This is a genomic window from Pseudomonas sp. AN-B15, from assembly GCF_019056475.1.
In the GTDB taxonomy this organism is placed as follows: domain Bacteria; phylum Pseudomonadota; class Gammaproteobacteria; order Pseudomonadales; family Pseudomonadaceae; genus Aquipseudomonas; species Aquipseudomonas parakoreensis.
The window spans coordinates 3,007,597-3,026,299 of record NZ_CP049737.1; the positions used below are offsets into that span (position 1 = coordinate 3,007,597).

The window sequence follows — 18,703 nt, forward strand, 5'->3', positions numbered from 1 at the left end:
GCCTGTGCATTCAGGGAGAACGTCAATGACCCGAATTGTGCTCTTGCTGGCTCTGATACTCGGCGTTGCGAGCTGCGGCAGCGTCGATGTCAGTCACTACGCCGATCAGCAGCCGGCGTTGGATCTGCAGCGTTTTTTCAGCCAACCGGTGAAAGCCTGGGGGATGTTTCAGAAGCGTTCCGGGGAAGTGGTCAAGCGCTTCGAGGTCAACATCGTCAGCCATCGTGAAGGTGACAACCTGATTCTTGATGAGCACTTCCTGTACAGCGACGGTACGCGCCAGCGCCGCGTCTGGACCCTGACGCCCGAAGGCCAGGGACGCTGGAGCGGGCGCGCGGGTGATGTAGTGGGCGTCGCCACAGGTCAGGTGGCCGGCAATGCGCTGCACTGGCGGTATCGCCTGAACCTGCCGGTTGATGGCTCGACCTATGAAATGAGCATGGACGACTGGATGTACCAGATGGACGAGGACACGCTGATCAATCGCACCCGCATGTCCAAGCTCGGGGTTGAAGTCGGCCAGGTGACCTTGTTTTTCCGCCGTCAGGGTGCCGGAGTCAGCCAATGAACAGCGCGTTCAGCATGGCCTCCCTGGGCGATGATTATCGTGCCCTGGTGATCGGCGCCAGTGGCGCCATCGGCCGCGCGTTTTGCCAGCAGCTCAGTCAGGACCCGCGCTGTGCCGGCGTTCGTGAACTGGGGCGCCATACCGTTCCAGCGCTGGATCTGGAGCAGCCGCAATCGATCGCCAGCGCCGCCGCCGAACTGGCCGCGCAAGCGCCCTATCAGTTGATCGTGCACGCTGCCGGCCTGCTGCATCGTGAGCGGATCAAACCGGAAAAGAGCTACAGCGCGATCGAGGCAGATGCGCTGCAAGCCGTGTTTCAAGTGAACGCGCTGGGGCCGGCGATGGTGTTGCGGCATTTTCTGCCGTTGCTTGATCCCCAAGGGGCGATGGCGCTGCTCTCGGCCAAGGTCGGAAGCATCGGCGACAACCGATTGGGCGGCTGGTATGCCTATCGCGCCTCCAAGGCGGCGCTGAACATGCTGATCAAGACCGCAGCGATCGAACTGGCCCGCACCCGCCCGCAAAGCCGCTTGCTGAGTCTGCACCCGGGCACGGTCGTGTCGGGGTTGTCGCAACCTTTTCGCGGGGCATCCAGCGCCCGCCCTGCGGACGTTGCCGCTGAACAGCTACTGAACCTGATTGACCAATTGACCCCGGCCGACAGCGGCCAGTTCTTTGCCTACGATGGACAACGCCTGCCCTGGTAGGCAAGGAGTGAAGCATGAATCTGCAAACCCTGACCGAACGGGCGGCCAACAGCGAAATTCGTGAGCTGGAGTTGCTGTCGCTTGAAGGTGGTTTTTATCTGGCCCGGGTTCGCCTGGATCACGGTCAGTTCACCTTGCTCGACGACGCGGCCAAACCGATGCACCTGCGTTCAATCACCCATCTGCGTGACTTGCTGCAGACCGTTCCGGCATTCCCGTGTGTGCTAGTGCAGCAATGCGTGCACGACGAAATGTGTGGCCGTGATACCGGGCCGGTCGAAGAGTTGCGCATTCCTTTTTCGCTGGCCACGCCGTTATGAAACGAATCCTGCCGGACTGCACTGAATGAACCCGAATCGTCGGTTGTGCCTGGTGCTGGGCGACCAGTTGTCGTTCGATCTGGCCTCCTTGCAGACGCTCGACAGCGAGCGCGACACCGTGCTGCTGGTCGAGGTCATGGGAGAAGCCAGCCATGTACCGCACCATCCGCAAAAGATTGCCCTGATCTTCAGCGCCATGCGCCATTTCGCCCAGTCGTTGCGAGACCAGGGCATTCGTGTCGAATACGTGACGCTGGATGATCCGCACAACAGCGGTTCGGTGCCGGGAGAATTACGCCGTTGGCAACAGCGCTTGCAGGTCGAGCAAGTGCACGTCACCGAGTGCGGTGACTGGCGCCTGGAACAATCAATCAAGGATTGTGGCCTGCCCGTTTGTTGGCACGCCGATTCGCGTTTTTTGTGCAGTCGCGCCGAGTTCGCCGCCTGGGCTGCGGGGAAAAAGCAGTTGCGCATGGAGTTTTTCTATCGTGAGATACGCCGCAAGAGTCGCTTGCTGCTCAATGGCGATGGCACGCCGGTGGGCGGTGCGTGGAACTTCGATGCCGAGAATCGCAAGTCCCTGCCCAAAGGTGTGAAAGCCCCCTACCCGATCCGTTTCAGTAACGATGCCATCACCCGCGAGGTGCTGGATCTGGTGCAGGCGCGCTTCAGTCAGCACTACGGTGCCCTCGATGATTTCAATTACCCGGTCACCCATGCCGACGCGCAAGCGCTGTGGGACTATTTTCTGGATTATGGCCTGGCGGGTTTCGGTGACTATCAGGACGCCATGGCCAGTGACGAGCCGTTCCTGTTTCATGCACGCATCAGCGCCGCGCTCAATATCGGCCTGCTGGATTTGCGGCGATTGTGCAGCGACGTCGAGTCGGCCTATTGGGCCGGCAGGATTGCCTTGAATGCCGCCGAAGGCTTCATTCGGCAACTGATCGGCTGGCGGGAATACGTGCGCGGCGTGTACTGGCTGAAAATGCCGGACTACGCACGGGGCAATGCCTTCGGCAACAGCCGTGCACTGCCGGAGTTCTACTGGACCGGTGCCACGCAGATGAACTGCATGCGCCAGGCCATCGGCCAGAGTCTGCAGCATGCCTACGCGCACCACATTCAGCGGCTGATGGTCACCGGCAATTTCGCCCTGCTCGCCGGCATTGCGCCGAGCCAGATCTGTGAATGGTACCTGGCGATCTATATGGACGCCTTCGACTGGGTCGAACTGCCCAACACGCTGGGCATGGTCATGCATGCCGACGGCGGGTACCTCGGTTCCAAACCCTATTGCGCCAGTGGCCAATACATCAATCGCATGTCCGACTACTGCCGAAGCTGCGCCTACAAGGTCAGCGAAAGTACCGCGGACAACGCCTGCCCGTTCAATGCGTTGTACTGGCATTTTCTGATGCGCCACGGTGAACAACTGCGCGGCAATCAGCGCATGGCGATGATGTACAAGAACCTCGACCGCATGCCGTCAGCCAAACAGGAGGCACTGTGGCAACGCGGACAGAACCTGTTGGCGCGTCTGGATAACGGCGAATCGATCTGAAATCAGCGCTCGCTTGCGCCGGCGGTGAAACTTAAGCACAACGCGCCCGGTCAACGGATGATCGGCGCTCGAGTCCCCTGAGCGCGCAATGACACTGCCCGTGTTGTGCTTACACGCTCTATGCAGCCAGCCCCTGAACATTCAACAAAGCAGGTCACATGGATACCCTTGAACACCTTAGTCGCGAAGCGCTCGAGTCAGAAGTCAGGCGATTGCGCGCGGCGCTTCAAAGCACTCAGGTCGACACACAGGACGTTGACCTCGAGCGCGACATGGCGGCGCAACTGCAAGCCAGTCGGGACGCCCTCGCCCGCAGCGAAGCTCGCTTCATCACCATTCTGGAAACCATCGAATCGGCGTTTGCCATCGTCAAGGTCAAATTCGACGCTGACGACAAGCCGGTCGATTACTACTTCGTCGAAGCCAATCCGGCGTTCGAACACCAGTGCGGCGTCAACCTGCGCGGCAAATGGGTGACCGAGTTCGCGCCCAATCTGGAAAGCTTCTGGTTTGAAACCTACGGCCATGTGGCCAAGACCGGGGAACCGGCGAACTTCGAGAATTACGCCAACACCTTCGAGCGCTGGTTCGACGTGCGCGCCGTGCGTGTTGGCGATCCGGCCGACCGGCAGATCGCCATTCTGTTCAACGACGTCACCCAGCGGCGCGACGCCGAGGAGCGTTTGCGAGCCAGCGAGGCCATCGCGCGGGAGAACGTCGAGCGTGTGCAACTGGCGCTCGCCGCCGGGGCCATTATCGGCACCTGGCACTGGGACTTGCTCACCGACCGCTTTGCCGTGGACGAAGCTTTTGCTCGGGTGTTCGACCTTGACCCAGCGCTGGGCCGCGAAGGGCTCAGCCTCGAACAAGTGATGGTGACCGTGCATCCCGAAGACCGCGACGGACTGACCAGCGCGATCAACGAAGCCATCGGCCGCGGTGGTGCCTACTCCCATCAGTACCGCGTGCGTCGCACGGACGGCAAGTACCAGTGGATCGAGGCCAACGGCCGGGTTGAGTGTGCAGACGATGGAACGCCGCTGCGCTTTCCCGGTGTACTGATCGATGTCGAGGAGCGACGCAATGTCGAAGCGGAGCGCGACCGCGCCATTGCTGCATTGCGCGCGCTCAACGATACGCTGGAGCAGCGCGTTTCATCGCGCACCGCAGAATTGATGCAAGCCGAAGAGAAACTGCGTCAGTCACAGAAAATGGAAGCCGTCGGCCAACTGACCGGAGGCCTGGCGCATGACTTCAATAATCTGTTGGCCGGCATTTCCGGTGCACTGGAGTTGATGGGCGCACGCATCAGCCAGGGACGACTGAACGAAGTCGACAAATACATGATGACCGCCCAGGGCGCGGTCAAGCGTGCCGCCGCCCTGACCCACCGGCTGCTGGCGTTCTCCCGACGCCAGACCCTCGATCCGCGTCCCACCGACGTCAACACGCTGATGACCGGCATGACCGAACTGATCCAGCGTACGGTAGGCCCCAGCATCGTCCTGGAAACCCGCGCCGCGCCGGGGCTTTGGCCAACGCTGGTGGATGCCAGTCAGTTGGAGAATGCTCTTCTCAACCTGTGCATCAACGCTCGCGATGCGATGCCGGACGGTGGGCGCATCACCATCGAAACCGCCAACCGCACGCTGGACTGCGAGACCGCGCGCACCCTGGACATGCCAGAGGGCGAATACCTGTGCCTGTGCGTGACCGATACCGGCACCGGCATGACCGCCGATGTCATCGCCAAGGCCTTCGACCCGTTCTTCACCACCAAACCGCTGGGCCAGGGCACGGGGCTGGGACTGTCGATGATCTACGGTTTCGCCAAGCAGTCCGGCGGCCAGGTGCGTGTGCATTCGCAGGTCGGCCGGGGCACAGAAATGTGCATTTATCTGCCTCGCTATCATGGCGAACCGGTGCCGAATCAGGATCACAAGGACAACGCGCCGGCCGCCTTGCCCAAGGCTGGCGAGACGATCCTGGTGGTGGACGACGAGCCTACGGTGCGTGCGTTGCTGACTGACGTGCTCGGCGATCTCGGCTACACCTTGATAGAGGCCGCTGACAGCGTGGTCGGGCTGAAGATGTTGCGCTCCGACATTCACATCGACTTGCTGATCACTGACGTCGGCTTGCCGGGTGGCATGAACGGTCGGCAACTGGCCGATGCCGGCCGGGAAATCCGCCAGAACCTGAAGACCCTGTTCATTACCGGGTACGCGGAAAACGCGGTGATTGGTGCCGGTCAATTGGGCCCGGACATGCAGGTGCTGACCAAGCCGTTTGCCGTCGACACGCTGGTGGCGCGGGTCAGTGACCTGATGGCGATGAAATCCGAATGAGCGACCGTTGCGGCGCTGTAATCCCAGAGAGAGTGGCTGCGGCCAAGGAGTGAAAAATGGTGACGTTTCTGATTTTTCTGATCGCGTGCGGCGCTGCGGCAAGTACCGGGGTGATTTTCAAACCCGGGCCATGGTACGAAGGGCTGAATAAACCCGGATTTACCCCACCCAATTGGGCGTTTCCGGTGGCCTGGACGATTATCTATCTATTGCTGGCCTGGGCCGGTTATCGCTTGAGCCTGATTCCCGGCAGTCAGACCGTGTTGGCGCTATGGGCCGCGCAGATCGCCTTGAACACGCTGTGGACGCCGGTGTTCTTCGGCGCGCATCAGGTGTTGGCCGCCATGGTGATTCTGTTGGTGTTGTGGCTGGTAGTCGCGGCAATGGTATTTCTGGCGATGCGCCTGGATGTGATCACCGGGCTGATCCTGTTTCCTTATCTGGCCTGGTTGTGTGTGGCAGCGGCGTTGAATTTCTCGATTTTGCGCAACAACCGTGGGTGATCAAGCGCAACAGCCAATGTTCATTGGAGTGCTGAAGGGGTTGGATTTCATCTATGAAAATAGAGACAGCCCCATTCTGCCAATCAGGAAAACCAGCAGAATCAGGAAAAAGATCCGAATAAAGCCACTGCCATACCGCAGTGCCAGAAAAACTCCAGTCAGGGAGCCGGCAATATTGCACAGTGCTACGACGCCACCTACCGCCCACAGAACATTTCCCGTTGGTACAAAAAACATGAGCGCCGCGCAGAACGTACCCAGATTGACCAGCTTTGCGGAGGCGGAGGCATTTAAAAAATCAAAGCCAAAATATTTGACGAAAATGAATAGCAGAAGGCTGCCGCTACCCGGACCGAAGACGCCGTCATAAAAACCAATCAAGCCACCAAAAAAAATGCCCCACGCAATTTCCTTTGTTCCGCAATGAAATTCAGTGCTGATCAGGCCTAATCTTTTTTCCGCGAACGTATAGATCGCCATCGCTATCAAAACAAAAAAAACAACGAACTCCATGAGTTTCTTGGGAACGATTGACACGGAAAACGCGCCAATAAACGCAAAAACGAATGCTGACAGCATGGTGGGCAGCATCAGTTTCCAGACAATTTTTATTCTTTTGGTATAGCTGTATATCGAAGAAAGATTGCCCGCAAGAACCGCCAGCTTATTGGTTCCAAATACGGTTGCCAAATTATATTGAGGAAGCGCATGCAAAAGTGCTGGCAGCTGTACAAGCCCGCCACCACCTACCGCTGCATCTATCAAACCACCACAGAATGCAAAAAAGCCTAAAGCGAACAACGCTTGTTCAAAATCCATTCAGGAGATCCTTTCGGGACTGAAGGTCTTCGCAACGCATCACGAAATCCCCCGGGTTATTTACCTCTGACCCGCTGATTTAAATTTCCACAATCAGATCAGACTTTGAAAAATAGGTGACTTGATGGGTTTCAACAAGTGACTTATAGTGATCAAACCATTCATCATAAGTGAGCAATGGCATGTAGCTTTCTCAACTTACTATGTTCAAGACTGTAGCGGATCACGGAAGTATCATTCGCGCCTCTGAATTACTGCACTGTGTGCCGTCCAATATTACCAACAGAATCAAACTTCTGGAAAAAGAACTTGGGGTATCTTTGTTTATCAGGAAAGGTCGGGGGCTTGTTATCAGCCCTTCCGGTAGATTATTTCTTGGGTATGCAAACAAAATCCTGTCTTTGTGCCAGGAATCACAAAGAGCGCTCGATCCTGCGGCGGCGCCGTCAGGACTCTTGAAGATCGGGGCAATAGAGTCATCGGCCACCGGCAGACTGCCCAAGTTGCTCTCAAAGTTTCATCAACTCTATCCGTCTGTGCAAATGCAGTTCAGCACAGGTGACTGGTCGCAGTTATTGAATGATGTGGTTGATCATAAACTCGACGGTGCCATCATTGCTGTCAATCAGGATCATCCTGATATTGAAAGTATCGAAATCTACATGGAAGAACTGGTATTGATTGCCTCTTCAGCTGCGGGGCACGTGCATAATCCGCAGGACTTGAGTGGCACAGATATATTCATGTGGCCTGAAGGCTGTCCTTATAGAAAGGCGCTGGAAAACTGGCTACAAGCGCATGGTGTTGTTAGTCCTGTAACAAGCATCGCCAGTTACGGCACCATTCTTGGGTGTGTCAGCTCTAGAGCGGGTGTTTCGTTAGTGCCCAGAGGCGTTTTTGAACAGTTTCGCAGGATCGGTGACATAAGCGGCCATGTATTTGACGACCTGCACCCAATACAGAATTATTTTATATGGAATAAAAACAGTGGACCTCATCGAGCAAAAGAAAAATTTGCGGAGCTGCTCGTAGAGGAATTCAAGGACGTCTGACGTCATTTCTACAGTTTTGCACGCCCACTGACCGCAGTGTCTACCCGACGTGTTGTCCTTTCTTTGCCTTCGTTCTCGTGAGTCGAAACGGCAGCAGCCGTACGTCGGTTGATGACTGGCACGTCGAATCGGCGTTTATCGATTCACTCTCCCTCCTGTTGATTGATACCTGTCAAAAATCCCATTTAACCAGACGTAATTGCGACTTGCCTCACGCTCGATCAGCCCTTGCCGGTCCCGTGAGCGCTCAGGACTGCCCGCAAACCCGCGTAGCCGCGTTGATCTATGCTTCATTCTGAATTAGTGATTTAACTAGGTAGTTACCTAACTATATAATGCACGCCTCATTTCAACGGGACATTCAACGTGAAGCAGAGTCAACGCCTCTCGGGCATATCAAAATTCATTCTGGTCGGGCTGGGGGTGATCATCGCCCTGCTCGGCCTGGCACTTGCGGCTGGCGGAGTGAAGCTGGTCAGCCTGGGAGGGTCGTGGTACTTCCTCGTGGGCGGTCTGGTGATGGCCGTTTCCGGTCTGCTGATCGCTCGCTTCAAGACCGCCGGCGCCTGGCTGTTCGCGGCGTTTCTGGTCGGTACAGCGATCTGGGCGGTGAGCGATGCCGGGCTGGTGTTCTGGCCGGTGTTCTCGCGCCTGTTCATGTTCAGCGCCGTAGGCCTGGTGGTGGCGCTGGTCTATCCACTGCTCAAGCGCGCCAACGGTGGCGTGCCGGGGCGTGGCGCTTACGGCGTTGCCGCTGTCCTGGCCGTGGGGCTGGCGGTGGCTGCCGGCAACATGTTCGTCGCGCATCCGACTGTCGCTGCCACCGGCACGGGCCCGGGCCTGACGCCGGTTGAGCCAGACAAGGCGCAAAAAGACTGGGCGCACTACGGTAATACCGAAGGCGGCAGCCGCTTTGCCGCGCTGGACCAAATCAACCGCAACAACGTCGACAAACTGAAAGTGGCGTGGACCTACCACACCGGTGACGTCGCCGAGAGCGATGGCAACGGTGCCGAAGACCAGCTCACCCCGCTGCAGATCGGCAACAAGGTGTTCATCTGCACCCCGCACAACAACCTGATCGCGCTGGATGCCGACACCGGCAAAGAGCTGTGGAAGAACGCGATCAACGCCAAATCGAAAGTCTGGCAACGTTGCCGTGGCATGGCCTATTTCGATGCCACCAAGGCCATCGCTCAGCCAAGCAATTCGAGCATCATCGAAGCCAAACCGGCGCCTGCCGCCAATTGCCAGCGCCGCCTGCTGACCAACACCATCGACGCTCGCCTGATCGCGGTCGATGCCGACACCGGCGAGTTCTGCCAGGGTTTCGGCAACAACGGTCAGGTTGATCTGAAGGCCGGTCTGGGCGATGTGCCGGACAGCTACTATCAGCTCTCCTCCGCTCCGTTGATGGCCGGTACCACCGTGGTGGTCGGCGGTCGTGTGGCCGACAACGTGCAAACCGACATGCCGGGTGGCGTGATCCGTGGTTTTGATGTGATCACCGGCGCCATGCGCTGGGCCTTCGACCCGGGCAACCCGCAGGATAAAAAGGCCCCGGCCGATGGCAGCACGTATGTGCGCAGCACGCCGAACAGCTGGGCGCCGATGTCCTACGACCCGGCGACCAACACCGTGTTCTTGCCGATGGGCAGCTCGTCCACCGACATCTATGGTGTCGAACGCAGCAAACTCGATCACACCTACGGCGCCTCGGTGCTCGCGCTGGACGCCACCACCGGTGATGAACGCTGGGTGTTCCAGACCGTGCACAACGATCTCTGGGACTTCGACCTGCCGATGCAGCCGAGCCTGATCGACTTCACCAAGGACGGCAAAACCGTTCCGGCTCTGGTCATCGGCACCAAGGCCGGGCAGATCTACGTGCTCGACCGCGCCACCGGCAAGCCGTTGACCGACGTTAAAGAAGTCCCGGTCAAAGCCGCGAACATCCCGAACGAACCGTACTCGCCAACCCAGCCGAAATCGGTGGGCATGCCGCAGATCGGTGCTCAGCACCTGACTGAGTCGGACATGTGGGGCGCCACCCCGTATGACCAGTTGCTGTGCCGGATCGATTTCAAATCGATGCGTTACGACGGCCTGTACACCGCGCCGGGTACCGACAAATCGCTGAGCTTCCCGGGTTCGCTGGGCGGCATGAACTGGGGCAGCCTCTCCACTGACCCGGTCCACGGTTTCATCTTCGTCAACGACATGCGCCTGGGTCTGTGGATCCAGATGATTCCGTCGCAGAACAAGGCTCAAGCCTCGTCCGGTGGCGAAGCGTTGAACACCGGCATGGGCGCGGTACCGCTCAAAGGCACGCCGTATGCGGTGAACAAAAACCGCTTCCTGTCGGTGGCCGGCATTCCTTGCCAGGCGCCGCCGTTCGGCACCCTGACCGCGATCGACATGAAGACCCAGAAAGTCGCCTGGCAGGTTCCGGTCGGCACCGTTGAAGACACCGGTCCTCTGGGCATCCGCATGCACCTGCCGATCAAGATCGGCCTGCCAACCCTGGGCGGCACCCTGTCGACCCAGGGTGGCCTGATCTTCATCGCCGGTACTCAGGACTTCTACCTGCGCGCCTTCAACAGCGGCAACGGCGAGGAAATCTGGAAAGCGCGTCTGCCGGTCGGCAGCCAGGGCGGCCCGATGACCTACGTTTCGCCGAAAACCGGCAAGCAGTACATCGTTGTCACCGCTGGCGGCGCGCGTCAGTCGACTGACCGCGGCGACTACGTGATGGCTTACGCCTTGCCGTAAACCGCAGTGCCCGTGTTGAACACGGGCGCTTTCTTTTTGCGCGCGGCACCTGAGGGTGCCGCGCCGCTTTCCGATATTGCTACCGCGTTGAGCAGGAAGATCTCCATGTTTGGTTTTACTCGTAACGGCTGGGTCAACGGCGTGCTGTTGGGCCTGACCTGCAGCGCCAGCCTGCCCGCCTTCGCCGATACCGATGCAAACCTGTTGACCCGCAATACCCTGACCGGTGACTGGGGTGGCTTGCGTCACCAGATGGACGAAGACGGCATCAAATTCACCGGCGATTACACCGGTGAAATGGCTTACAACGCCGATGGCGGCCTGCATCGCTCCGGCCGTTACTCGCAGAACATCAAGCTCGGCGCCCAGTTTGATCTGAGCAAGTTGTATGGCGTGGAGAACGCCGGCAAGGTCCAGTTGACCATCAACGACCGCCGCGGCAACAGCGCCTCCGAAGACCTGGTTGGCAACCGTCTGCCGATCCAGGAAAACTACGGCGGCCTCTACACCCGACTCACGGAACTCAGCTACGAGCGCAGTCTGTTCACCCCGGCGCTCAACGTAAAACTCGGCTACATGGCCATGGGCAACGACCTCGGCGGCCTCGACAGCGGCATTCTGTGCAACTTCATGAACGCCGGTTTCTGCGGCCATCCGCTGAACATGTCCGGCGGCAGTGGCTGGACTAACTACCCCAACGCGCACCTGGGCGTGCGGGTGAAGTACGACTTGTCGCCATCGTGGCAACTGCGCGTGGCCGCGTTCAACGTCGATCCGGAAAGCAACGGCAACTCCAGCCGTGCCTGGCATCTGGGTCCGAAACACACCACTGGCACCGTGGTGCCGATCGAACTGGTGTACAAGCACGCGGGCCAATTGCCCGGCGAATACAAGCTGGGTTACTACTACGACAGTTCCGATGTGAAACGCATCGGCAGCGACAAAGAAGTCTCCGGGCGTGGCGGGCATTACCTGCTGATCGATCAAGCCGTATGGAGTTCGCCAACGTCCGAGGGCCGCAGCCTGCATGCGTTCGGCCAATACTCGGCAGCCAGCGAAGCGGCTTCGCCATTCAGCAAGTGGTACGGCACCGGTCTGGTGCTGTACAAACCGTTCGAAGGTCGCCCGCGTGACACCGTCGCTCTGGGCTACGGTCGCGCCGTGCCTAACCCGCGCAGCCGCGACGTACAGCAGGACGCCGCCATGGCCAACGGCACGCAGTTCCCGAATCTGGACAGTGGCGAGCAGTTGATCGAACTCGGCTACGGCTACCAGGCCACGCCTTGGCTGACACTACGCCCGAACATGCAATACATCATCGAACCTGGGGCGTTTTCCGGGCAGGACATCGACAATGCGTTGGTGTTTGGTTTACAGGTGAAAGCTTCGCTCTGAACCTTCGATTTGAAGCGATAGCAGACCTCAAACAACCCGGCATTTCGCCGGGTTTTTTGTTGCTCGATTATCTCGACCCGGGAGGCTCTCTTGTCACGTGTTCAACGCTGACTGCGGCGTATCGGGATTAAGCTGCTGACGCCGGAATTGCCCCGGAGGCTGGCCATGGATCTGGCGGAAACGCCGGGAAAAATAAGCTTCATCCGCGAATCCGCACAACCTCGCCACCTCGCCCACCGGCCGCGTGCCATTGAGCAGGTAGTTACGTGCGGCGTGCATCCTGCGTTCGAGCACCAGTTCGGTAAACGTCTTGCCGATTTCCTTGCGCAACCAGTGCGTCAGGTACGTCGGGGACAGATAGGTCGCGGCCGCTACCTTGATCAGGTTGAGATCGGGATCGGCAATGTTCTTGCGCAGATACTCATACATGCGGCTCAGAGCATCGCGTCGACTGGCTTCAGCCGCATTTTCCTCTGCCAGGCGTTTGAGCGGTTCGGCATACAGGAAGCACACGTTGCCGATCAGTTGCAGCAACAAGCCCTTGAGCATTTCGCGGGTACCGAACTGGCGGTTCTCATCCAGCGTGCGCATCTGCTCGATCAAGGCACAGACCTGGTTGAAATCCGCATCCTCCAGAACGAAGTCCAGATGCTCCTGAAAGCGGAACGGCGACAACTCGGGTGCCAGAAGAATCGACACCTCCTCCAGATCCATCGGGTCGCACTGCAAATGCGGCAACAGGAAGGTTTGGGAAAAGTTGATCACCATGAACTTGCTGTCCGCCGGATGCGGGATCACATGCACCCGATGCGGCAGGATAAAGGCCAGCGTATTGCGCGGAAACGGGCGCACAGCGTTGCCGATGTGCTGCACGGTGTCGCCGCCGAGGTTGACCTGAATCTGGAAGTACTCATGTCGATGCGGGCTGGTTTCGGCGCGGCGGCCCTGTTTGTCGCGAATGTAAAAGTCGGTGAGTTCACTGCGTTGCTGCATGACATAGGTGGGGACACGGCTGGGTGACGGCATTTTTTGAGAATCCTCGACAGGTACGTTGGCAGGTTGTCCTGGCGTTGCCGGGCAAGCGTCGGTGTTCATCTTGAAGCCTCAGGGGTACGCCATCAAGAGGTCGTACGATGTCTCAGCCCGTGAAAAAAATTTGCCCGTGTGCGTACCGATTCCGACTGTCCAAAAAAACCAGTTTTGGATGATTTCTATTTCTTGTTATAAAACAAATAGATAGATGACTCGAAAACGAAAATTCCGAGCGGATTTACTGTGGCGTATTTTTGGACAGGTTTGCCCAATCGGTTTTTCAACAAAAAAACGATCTAACACCCGGATTGCTTTAACAAGGTTGTACGACCACTGTGATTGCACACGCAGCCCGACCTCTATCAAAAACAATCAAAGGTGCGCACGTCATGACCCTGCTATTGCTCCCCGCTGATCCCCCCGAACTCACGCCTGTAATGCCTGGCGCACGACGAACCTGAACGTCTGCCGCTAACGCTCACTGTCTTTTTTCAGCACTCGATGGCTCGCTCGCGCTTTTGCGGGCATGACGTCGGCTGCCCGGAAATAACTCGACATTTCTAACAATAAAACGAGGCTTACTCATGTCGAATACCCACACTTCCCAGACGAGCGCTACGCCGTTGCTCGCCAGCGCGCGCGACACCGTGCTGCCTCAGCGACTGCCTTCGCGGCGGCGCTGGTTCATGCTCTCTTTGCTGCTGATCGCGACGATCATCAACTACATCGATCGGGTGAACATTTCGATTGCCGCACCGTTCATGGCCAAGGACCTGGGCCTGGACAAGATCGAAATGGGCCTGATTTTTTCCGCGTTCGCCTGGACCTACGCGCTGGCTCTGGTGCCGGCCGGGTTTATTGCCGACCGCTTCGGTTCCCGTTTCACCTACGGTGTCTCGCTGATCAGTTGGTCGACGGTCACCGTCTGCCAGGGCTTTGCTAGCGGATTCGCCTCCCTGTTCGGCCTACGCCTGGCCGTGGGCGCCATGGAGGCTCCGGCGTTTCCGGCCAACAGTCGTGCGGTCACGGTATGGTTTCCGGCTCGCGAGCGCGGTCTGGCCAGCAGTATCTATGTCTGCGGCCAGTATCTGGGCACAGCGTTGTTTACCGGGGCGCTGTTATGGCTGGCCACGACCTTTGACTGGCGCCATGTCTTCTACAGTACGGGCGCGCTGGGCATCGTTTTTGGTGTGCTGTGGCTTTATCTGTATCGCGACCCGTTGAACTGCAAGAAAGTCAGCAAAGAAGAACTGAGCTACATCGAAGCCGGCGGTGGTCTGGTCAAGAGCAGTCAAGAGCGCACCCGTTTCAACTGGCGGCAAATCGCCGAGCTGTTCAGCTACCGACAGATCTGGGCAATTTGCATTGGCAAGTTCGCCAGCACCTCTGCGCTGTACTTTTTCCTCACCTGGTTCCCGACTTACCTGATCGAGGAACGCAAACTGACCATGATCAAAGCCGGGATTTTTGCCGTGATGCCCTTCGTGGGCGCCACCGTCGGCATTCTTCTCGCGGGCATTGTGTCCGACCTGCTGATTCGCCGGGGCTACTCGATGTCCTTCGCGCGCAAATTGCCACTGGTGATTGGCTCGATGCTCGGCATGTCCATTGTTCTGGTCAATTTCACCGACTCCAACATGATTTGCATTGCCGTGTTGACCGTTGCCTTCTTCGCTCAAGGCATCGCCTCGTCTTCGTGGGCGGCGGTGTCGGAAGTAGCGCCCAAGGAACTCATTGGGCTCACCGGCGGCATCACCAGTCTGGCGGCGAACATTGGCGGCATCGTCACGCCGATCGTGATCGGGGCGATTGTCCACGCCACCGGCTCGTTTGCCTGGGCGTTCTGGTTCATCGGCGCTGTCGCACTGATCGGCACCCTTTCCTACTCACTATTGCTCGGCCGTTTGTACCGCATCGAGTTGAAGGCGAATTGAGCCGTAAAGCACCGTTTTCTCCAACCAGAGGCGGCTTTCGTCCAACTTTGCCAACGAACGCCGCCGTACGCTGAAGCTTCTGACAGGACTTTTAACAGGATGAACATGACTGAGTATGTTTTTACCCCGGATCTGCCAGTGACCTTGCCGGTTGTCGGCAGTAAGCAACGTTTTCCCGTCGGCCGGGTGTTTTGCGTCGGCCGTAATTACCCCTGGCCAGACACTCAGGGGCAATCTCGCCAGCCTCCAGTGTTTTTCATGAAGCCGGCGAGCAACGTGGTGGATGCCGTTGGTGAAGTGCCCTTCCCGCCTCTGACCGACGAGTTCGCCCACGAGATCGAGCTGGTCGTCGCCATCGGTGAAGGGGGCGCCGATATTCCAGAGAGTGAAGCGTTGGCCTACGTGTGGGGCTACGCCGCCGGACTCGACCTGACCCGCCGCGACGTGCAGCGCCAGGCCAAAAGCAGCGGTTTGCCATGGGAAGGGGCCAAGGTGTTCGACGGTGCCGCACCGATGACCGCCGTTGTCCCCGTCAATCGGTTGGGCCATCCCGACGGGGAGCTATGGCTGAACGTCAACGGCCAGGAGCGTCAGCGCGACAGCCTCGATAACCAGATCTGGTCGGTCAGTGAAGTGATCAGCCGGATTTCCCGATCGGTGACGCTCAAGGCCGGCGATCTGATCATGACGGGCAGCCCGGCGGGCGTCGATGTGTTGCAACCGGGCGACATCATCAACGCCGGCATCGACGGTATCGGCCAACTCGAAATGCGCGTCGGCCCGCGGACTTGATCCCGCGCCACGCCCAACCTGATTCTTAGACAGGAGAACAATAAGATGTCGAGCGCTCAAGCTTTGAAGGTAGCCTTGGTGACCGGTGCCGGTAGCGGAATCGGCCGCAGCGTGGCCCTAGGTCTGATGGCCGACGGTTACACCGTGGTACTCGCCGGCCGCCGACCGGAACCGTTGCAGGAACTGGTCGCCATGGCAGCCCTGCAAGGCCATCAGGCGTTGGCGGTGCCTACCGATGTGCGTGACCCGGCCAGTGTCGATGTGCTGTTTGCGACCATCGCCGAAGTCTATGGACGCCTTGACGTGGTCTTCAACAACGCCGGGGTCAATGCCCCCGCCGTTCCCCTGGATGAACTGACGTTCGAGCAGTGGCGCAACGTGATCGACACCAACCTCAACGGCGTTTTCCTCTGCGCCCGTGGTGCCTTCGGGCTGATGCGCCGCCAGCAACCGCAGGGTGGGCGGATCATCAATAACGGCTCGATCTCGGCTCATACACCACGCCCGTTCAGCAGCGCCTACACCGCCAGCAAACATGCCGTGCTCGGCTTGACGAAGTCGCTGGCACTGGACGGTCGCGAATTCAATATCGCCTGCAGCCAGATCGATATCGGCAACGCCCTCACCGAAATGTCGGTGCGCATGACCAAAGGTGTGCGCCAGGCCAACGGCAGCATCGCCGTGGAGCCGATGGTAGACGTCAAACATGTGGCTGATGCCGTGCGCTATATCGCGGCCCTGCCACTGTCGGCCAACGTCCTGAACATGACAGTCATGGCCACGGCCATGCCTTTCGCCGGTCGCGGTTAAGCCGGCCTTTTATCGAGTAAGTGAGGTTTACATGAAGCCAGAAGTCCTGCAGCTCAGCCCGATCCTGATTCCTGAAATCAACGCCCGTCTCAGCGAACTGTTTACGATCAGACGTTACTTTGAGCAGGCTGACAAAGCGGCGTATGTGCACGAGCACGGGGCCAATATCCGTGGCGTGATCACCGGTGGCCATACGGGGATCAGCCAAGCGCTGATGGCGCAACTGCCGAAACTGGAAGTGGTGGCCGTCAATGGCGTCGGCACCGATGCAGTAGACCTGGCTTACGCCCGGGATCGCGGGATCCGCGTCACCGCAACCATCGGTGCGCTGACCGAGGACGTCGCCGATCTGGCGATCGGCTTGCTCATCGCCGTGTGTCGCGGTCTGTGTACCAGCGACCGTTATGTGCGCTCCGGCCAGTGGCCGCAGAGCCCGACACCGCTGGCACCGCTGCCACTGGCTCGCCAGGTCTCCGGCATGCGCATCGGCATTGTGGGCATGGGCCGGGTCGGCCGCGCTGTGGCAGTGCGGGCGGCTGCGTTCGGTTGCCCGATCAGTTACACCGATCTGCAACCGATGAACGATGTCAGCCACACCTTCGTGGCTGACCTCAAGCAACTGGCCCGCGACAGCGATGCCTTGATACTGGCAGCCGCCGCCGATAAAGCCGAGGCGATTATCGATGCACAGGTGCTGCAGGCGCTGGGCAAAGATGGGTACCTGATCAACGTGGCGCGGGGCAAGCTGGTCAACGAAGAGGATCTGGTGGCAGCCCTCAAGGCCGGCGAGATTGCCGGTGCGGCGCTGGATGTGTTTGTCGACGAACCGAATGTGCCTGAGGCGCTGTTCGCCAACGAACAGGTGGTGTTGCAGCCCCATCGCGCCAGCGCAACGCTGCAGACGCGCACACGAATGGGCGAAATGGTCGTGGCGAGTCTGCTCGACAGCTTCGCCGGAAAAACACCACAAGGGTGCGTCACCGGCTAGCGGTAGTCAGACATCCTCCGACTCTGCTCGAAAGCGTCGCAGGTGCGCCCTGGCATAAGGCCTGTCAGCGTGACCTGCGTTGCCCTCGTTTGACGGATGCGGCCAGCCATCGAACCTTTATGGCGAAAACACCGTCCGAGCTAAGACGTAATTGTTGACCGCTCGCCACGAGGTTTCCGTTTGAAAGCCACCATCGTCAAAAAATACCGCTTGATCATCAAGACCATGGGCTACGTGGGCTGGTCGCTGTTCTGGCTGTTGCTCTGGGACATCGCCGTCACCGTCGACTTCATGTTGTTCCTCAACGCCAAGATCAACCTGCCGCTGATGCCGCTGACGCTGCTCGGTTCGGCGCTGGTGGTGCTGATCAGTTTCCGCAACAGCAGCGCGTACAACCGTTGGTGGGAAGCGCGCACCCTGTGGGGCATGATGATCAACAGTTCGCGCAGCTTCGCCCGACAGGTGCTGACGCTGCTGGATGATCCGCAGAACGAAATCAACCCGGTGAAGGCGACGCTGTTGCGCCGCCATGTGGCTTACGTCAATTGCCTTGCCGCGCACCTGCAAGGTCAGCCTTGCCCGGAGGAAGTCCGCGCGTTTATCCCGGCAGATGAATTCGCCCGCAGCGGCACCACCAACAACTTCGCCAACGACATCCTCACCGGCTCTGCATCGTTGCTGGCCCGGGAATACAAGGCCGGGCGTCTGGACAGCATTCGCCTGGCGCGGCTGGAATCGACCATGGTCGAGCTGTCCAACAGCCAGGGCGGGATGGAGCGGATCGCCAATACCCCGCTGCCCTACCCTTACGTGTATTTCCCGCGCCTGTTTATCTCGCTGTTCTGCCTGATTGTGCCGGTTGGACTGGTGGAATCACTGGGTTGGTTCACGCCGCTGGCCTCGACCGTGGTGGGCTTCATGTTGCTGGCCATCGAGCGCATCGGCACCGATCTGCAAAGCCCGTTTCGTCACAGCGAGCACCAGATTCAGATGGAGGCCCTGTGCGAAACCATCGAGAAAAACCTGCAGTCGATGCAGCGTGATTCATTGGGGGATGCGCGCAGGGCTGAAGCGACTGTTTAAACACATGCACGCCAAG

General features: G+C 59.0%; 16 protein-coding genes. 14 read left to right on the forward strand and 2 right to left on the reverse strand.

Annotation, left to right across the window (positions count from 1 at the left end; all coding sequences use genetic code 11):
* Positions 1 to 25: 25 nt before the first annotated feature.
* The 6 genes from GTQ41_RS13485 (at position 26) to GTQ41_RS13510 (ending at position 6,010) form a co-directional block, all read left to right on the forward strand.
* Complete coding sequence (locus tag GTQ41_RS13485) at positions 26 to 568, forward strand: DUF3833 domain-containing protein (protein WP_047294419.1); 543 nt, start codon at positions 26 to 28, stop codon at positions 566 to 568.
* A complete protein-coding gene (locus GTQ41_RS13490) occupies positions 565 to 1,275 on the forward strand; it encodes an SDR family NAD(P)-dependent oxidoreductase (RefSeq protein ID WP_047294420.1) in 711 nt (236 codons plus the stop codon). Before GTQ41_RS13485 ends, GTQ41_RS13490 begins: the two co-directional genes overlap by 4 nt.
* A gap of 14 nt (positions 1,276 to 1,289) precedes the next feature.
* Complete coding sequence (locus GTQ41_RS13495; protein WP_047294422.1) at positions 1,290 to 1,595, forward strand: DUF6482 family protein; 306 nt, start codon at positions 1,290 to 1,292, stop codon at positions 1,593 to 1,595.
* A 25-nt stretch (positions 1,596 to 1,620) separates the two neighbouring features.
* A complete protein-coding gene (locus tag GTQ41_RS13500; protein ID WP_217325520.1) occupies positions 1,621 to 3,159 on the forward strand; it encodes a cryptochrome/photolyase family protein in 1,539 nt (512 codons plus the stop codon).
* A 158-nt stretch (positions 3,160 to 3,317) separates the two neighbouring features.
* Positions 3,318 to 5,507 (forward strand): ATP-binding protein, encoded by a 2,190-nt coding sequence (locus tag GTQ41_RS13505; protein ID WP_047294425.1) that lies wholly within the window; start codon positions 3,318 to 3,320, stop codon positions 5,505 to 5,507.
* A 59-nt stretch (positions 5,508 to 5,566) separates the two neighbouring features.
* The gene (locus tag GTQ41_RS13510) at positions 5,567 to 6,010 is read left to right on the forward strand and encodes a TspO/MBR family protein (RefSeq protein WP_047294693.1); all 444 of its coding nucleotides are present in this window, start codon (positions 5,567 to 5,569) and stop codon (positions 6,008 to 6,010) included.
* Between the two features lie 51 nt (positions 6,011 to 6,061).
* Here the strand turns inward: GTQ41_RS13510 and GTQ41_RS13515 are convergent, their stop codons facing one another.
* Positions 6,062 to 6,829 carry a TSUP family transporter gene (locus tag GTQ41_RS13515; protein WP_047294427.1) on the reverse strand — a complete coding sequence of 256 codons (768 nt, stop codon included), beginning with the start codon at positions 6,827 to 6,829 and terminating at the stop codon, positions 6,062 to 6,064.
* 203 nt (positions 6,830 to 7,032) lie between these two features.
* On the opposite strand from GTQ41_RS13515, the gene GTQ41_RS13520 reads away from it, so the two are divergent.
* The 3 genes from GTQ41_RS13520 (at position 7,033) to GTQ41_RS13530 (ending at position 12,048) form a co-directional block, all read left to right on the forward strand.
* The gene (locus tag GTQ41_RS13520; protein ID WP_230679376.1) at positions 7,033 to 7,881 is read left to right on the forward strand and encodes a LysR family transcriptional regulator; all 849 of its coding nucleotides are present in this window, start codon (positions 7,033 to 7,035) and stop codon (positions 7,879 to 7,881) included.
* A gap of 366 nt (positions 7,882 to 8,247) precedes the next feature.
* A complete protein-coding gene (locus GTQ41_RS13525) occupies positions 8,248 to 10,653 on the forward strand; it encodes a glucose/quinate/shikimate family membrane-bound PQQ-dependent dehydrogenase (protein WP_047294429.1) in 2,406 nt (801 codons plus the stop codon).
* A 105-nt stretch (positions 10,654 to 10,758) separates the two neighbouring features.
* On the forward strand, positions 10,759 to 12,048 hold the full coding sequence (locus GTQ41_RS13530; RefSeq protein WP_047294431.1) for a carbohydrate porin: 1,290 nt from the start codon (positions 10,759 to 10,761) through the stop codon (positions 12,046 to 12,048).
* Positions 12,049 to 12,141: 93 nt separating this feature from the next.
* Here GTQ41_RS13530 and GTQ41_RS13535 read toward each other — a convergent pair whose 3' ends face one another.
* Positions 12,142 to 13,074: an AraC family transcriptional regulator gene (locus tag GTQ41_RS13535; RefSeq protein WP_047294433.1), complete on the reverse strand. Its 933-nt coding sequence runs from the start codon at positions 13,072 to 13,074 to the stop codon at positions 12,142 to 12,144.
* Positions 13,075 to 13,664: 590 nt separating this feature from the next.
* On the opposite strand from GTQ41_RS13535, the gene GTQ41_RS13540 reads away from it, so the two are divergent.
* From GTQ41_RS13540 to GTQ41_RS13560, 5 genes are all read left to right on the forward strand, one after another.
* Positions 13,665 to 15,014 (forward strand): MFS transporter, encoded by a 1,350-nt coding sequence (locus tag GTQ41_RS13540; protein ID WP_047294435.1) that lies wholly within the window; start codon positions 13,665 to 13,667, stop codon positions 15,012 to 15,014.
* Between the two features lie 99 nt (positions 15,015 to 15,113).
* Entirely contained in the window at positions 15,114 to 15,806 is a 693-nt protein-coding gene (locus GTQ41_RS13545) for a fumarylacetoacetate hydrolase family protein (protein ID WP_047294438.1), read from the forward strand.
* A gap of 45 nt (positions 15,807 to 15,851) precedes the next feature.
* Positions 15,852 to 16,616, forward strand: coding sequence for an SDR family oxidoreductase (locus GTQ41_RS13550; RefSeq protein WP_047294439.1), 765 nt, complete (start codon positions 15,852 to 15,854; stop codon positions 16,614 to 16,616).
* 31 nt (positions 16,617 to 16,647) lie between these two features.
* A complete protein-coding gene (locus GTQ41_RS13555) occupies positions 16,648 to 17,604 on the forward strand; it encodes a 2-hydroxyacid dehydrogenase (RefSeq protein WP_047294441.1) in 957 nt (318 codons plus the stop codon).
* Positions 17,605 to 17,784: 180 nt separating this feature from the next.
* Positions 17,785 to 18,687 (forward strand): bestrophin family protein, encoded by a 903-nt coding sequence (locus GTQ41_RS13560; RefSeq protein WP_047294443.1) that lies wholly within the window; start codon positions 17,785 to 17,787, stop codon positions 18,685 to 18,687.
* Positions 18,688 to 18,703: the final 16 nt, after the last annotated feature.

Coding starts and splice junctions, on each gene's coding strand:
- GTQ41_RS13535 (WP_047294433.1), bottom strand. CDS start 13,074: ATGCCGTCACCCAGCCGTGTCCCCACCTATGTCATGCAGCAACGCAGT.
- GTQ41_RS13495 (WP_047294422.1), top strand. CDS start 1,290: ATGAATCTGCAAACCCTGACCGAACGGGCGGCCAACAGCGAAATTCGT.
- GTQ41_RS13490 (WP_047294420.1), top strand. CDS start 565: ATGAACAGCGCGTTCAGCATGGCCTCCCTGGGCGATGATTATCGTGCC.
- GTQ41_RS13550 (WP_047294439.1), top strand. CDS start 15,852: ATGTCGAGCGCTCAAGCTTTGAAGGTAGCCTTGGTGACCGGTGCCGGT.
- GTQ41_RS13540 (WP_047294435.1), top strand. CDS start 13,665: ATGTCGAATACCCACACTTCCCAGACGAGCGCTACGCCGTTGCTCGCC.
- GTQ41_RS13555 (WP_047294441.1), top strand. CDS start 16,648: ATGAAGCCAGAAGTCCTGCAGCTCAGCCCGATCCTGATTCCTGAAATC.
- GTQ41_RS13545 (WP_047294438.1), top strand. CDS start 15,114: ATGAACATGACTGAGTATGTTTTTACCCCGGATCTGCCAGTGACCTTG.
- GTQ41_RS13520 (WP_230679376.1), top strand. CDS start 7,033: ATGTTCAAGACTGTAGCGGATCACGGAAGTATCATTCGCGCCTCTGAA.
- GTQ41_RS13505 (WP_047294425.1), top strand. CDS start 3,318: ATGGATACCCTTGAACACCTTAGTCGCGAAGCGCTCGAGTCAGAAGTC.
- GTQ41_RS13485 (WP_047294419.1), top strand. CDS start 26: ATGACCCGAATTGTGCTCTTGCTGGCTCTGATACTCGGCGTTGCGAGC.
- GTQ41_RS13530 (WP_047294431.1), top strand. CDS start 10,759: ATGTTTGGTTTTACTCGTAACGGCTGGGTCAACGGCGTGCTGTTGGGC.
- GTQ41_RS13515 (WP_047294427.1), bottom strand. CDS start 6,829: ATGGATTTTGAACAAGCGTTGTTCGCTTTAGGCTTTTTTGCATTCTGT.
- GTQ41_RS13500 (WP_217325520.1), top strand. CDS start 1,621: ATGAACCCGAATCGTCGGTTGTGCCTGGTGCTGGGCGACCAGTTGTCG.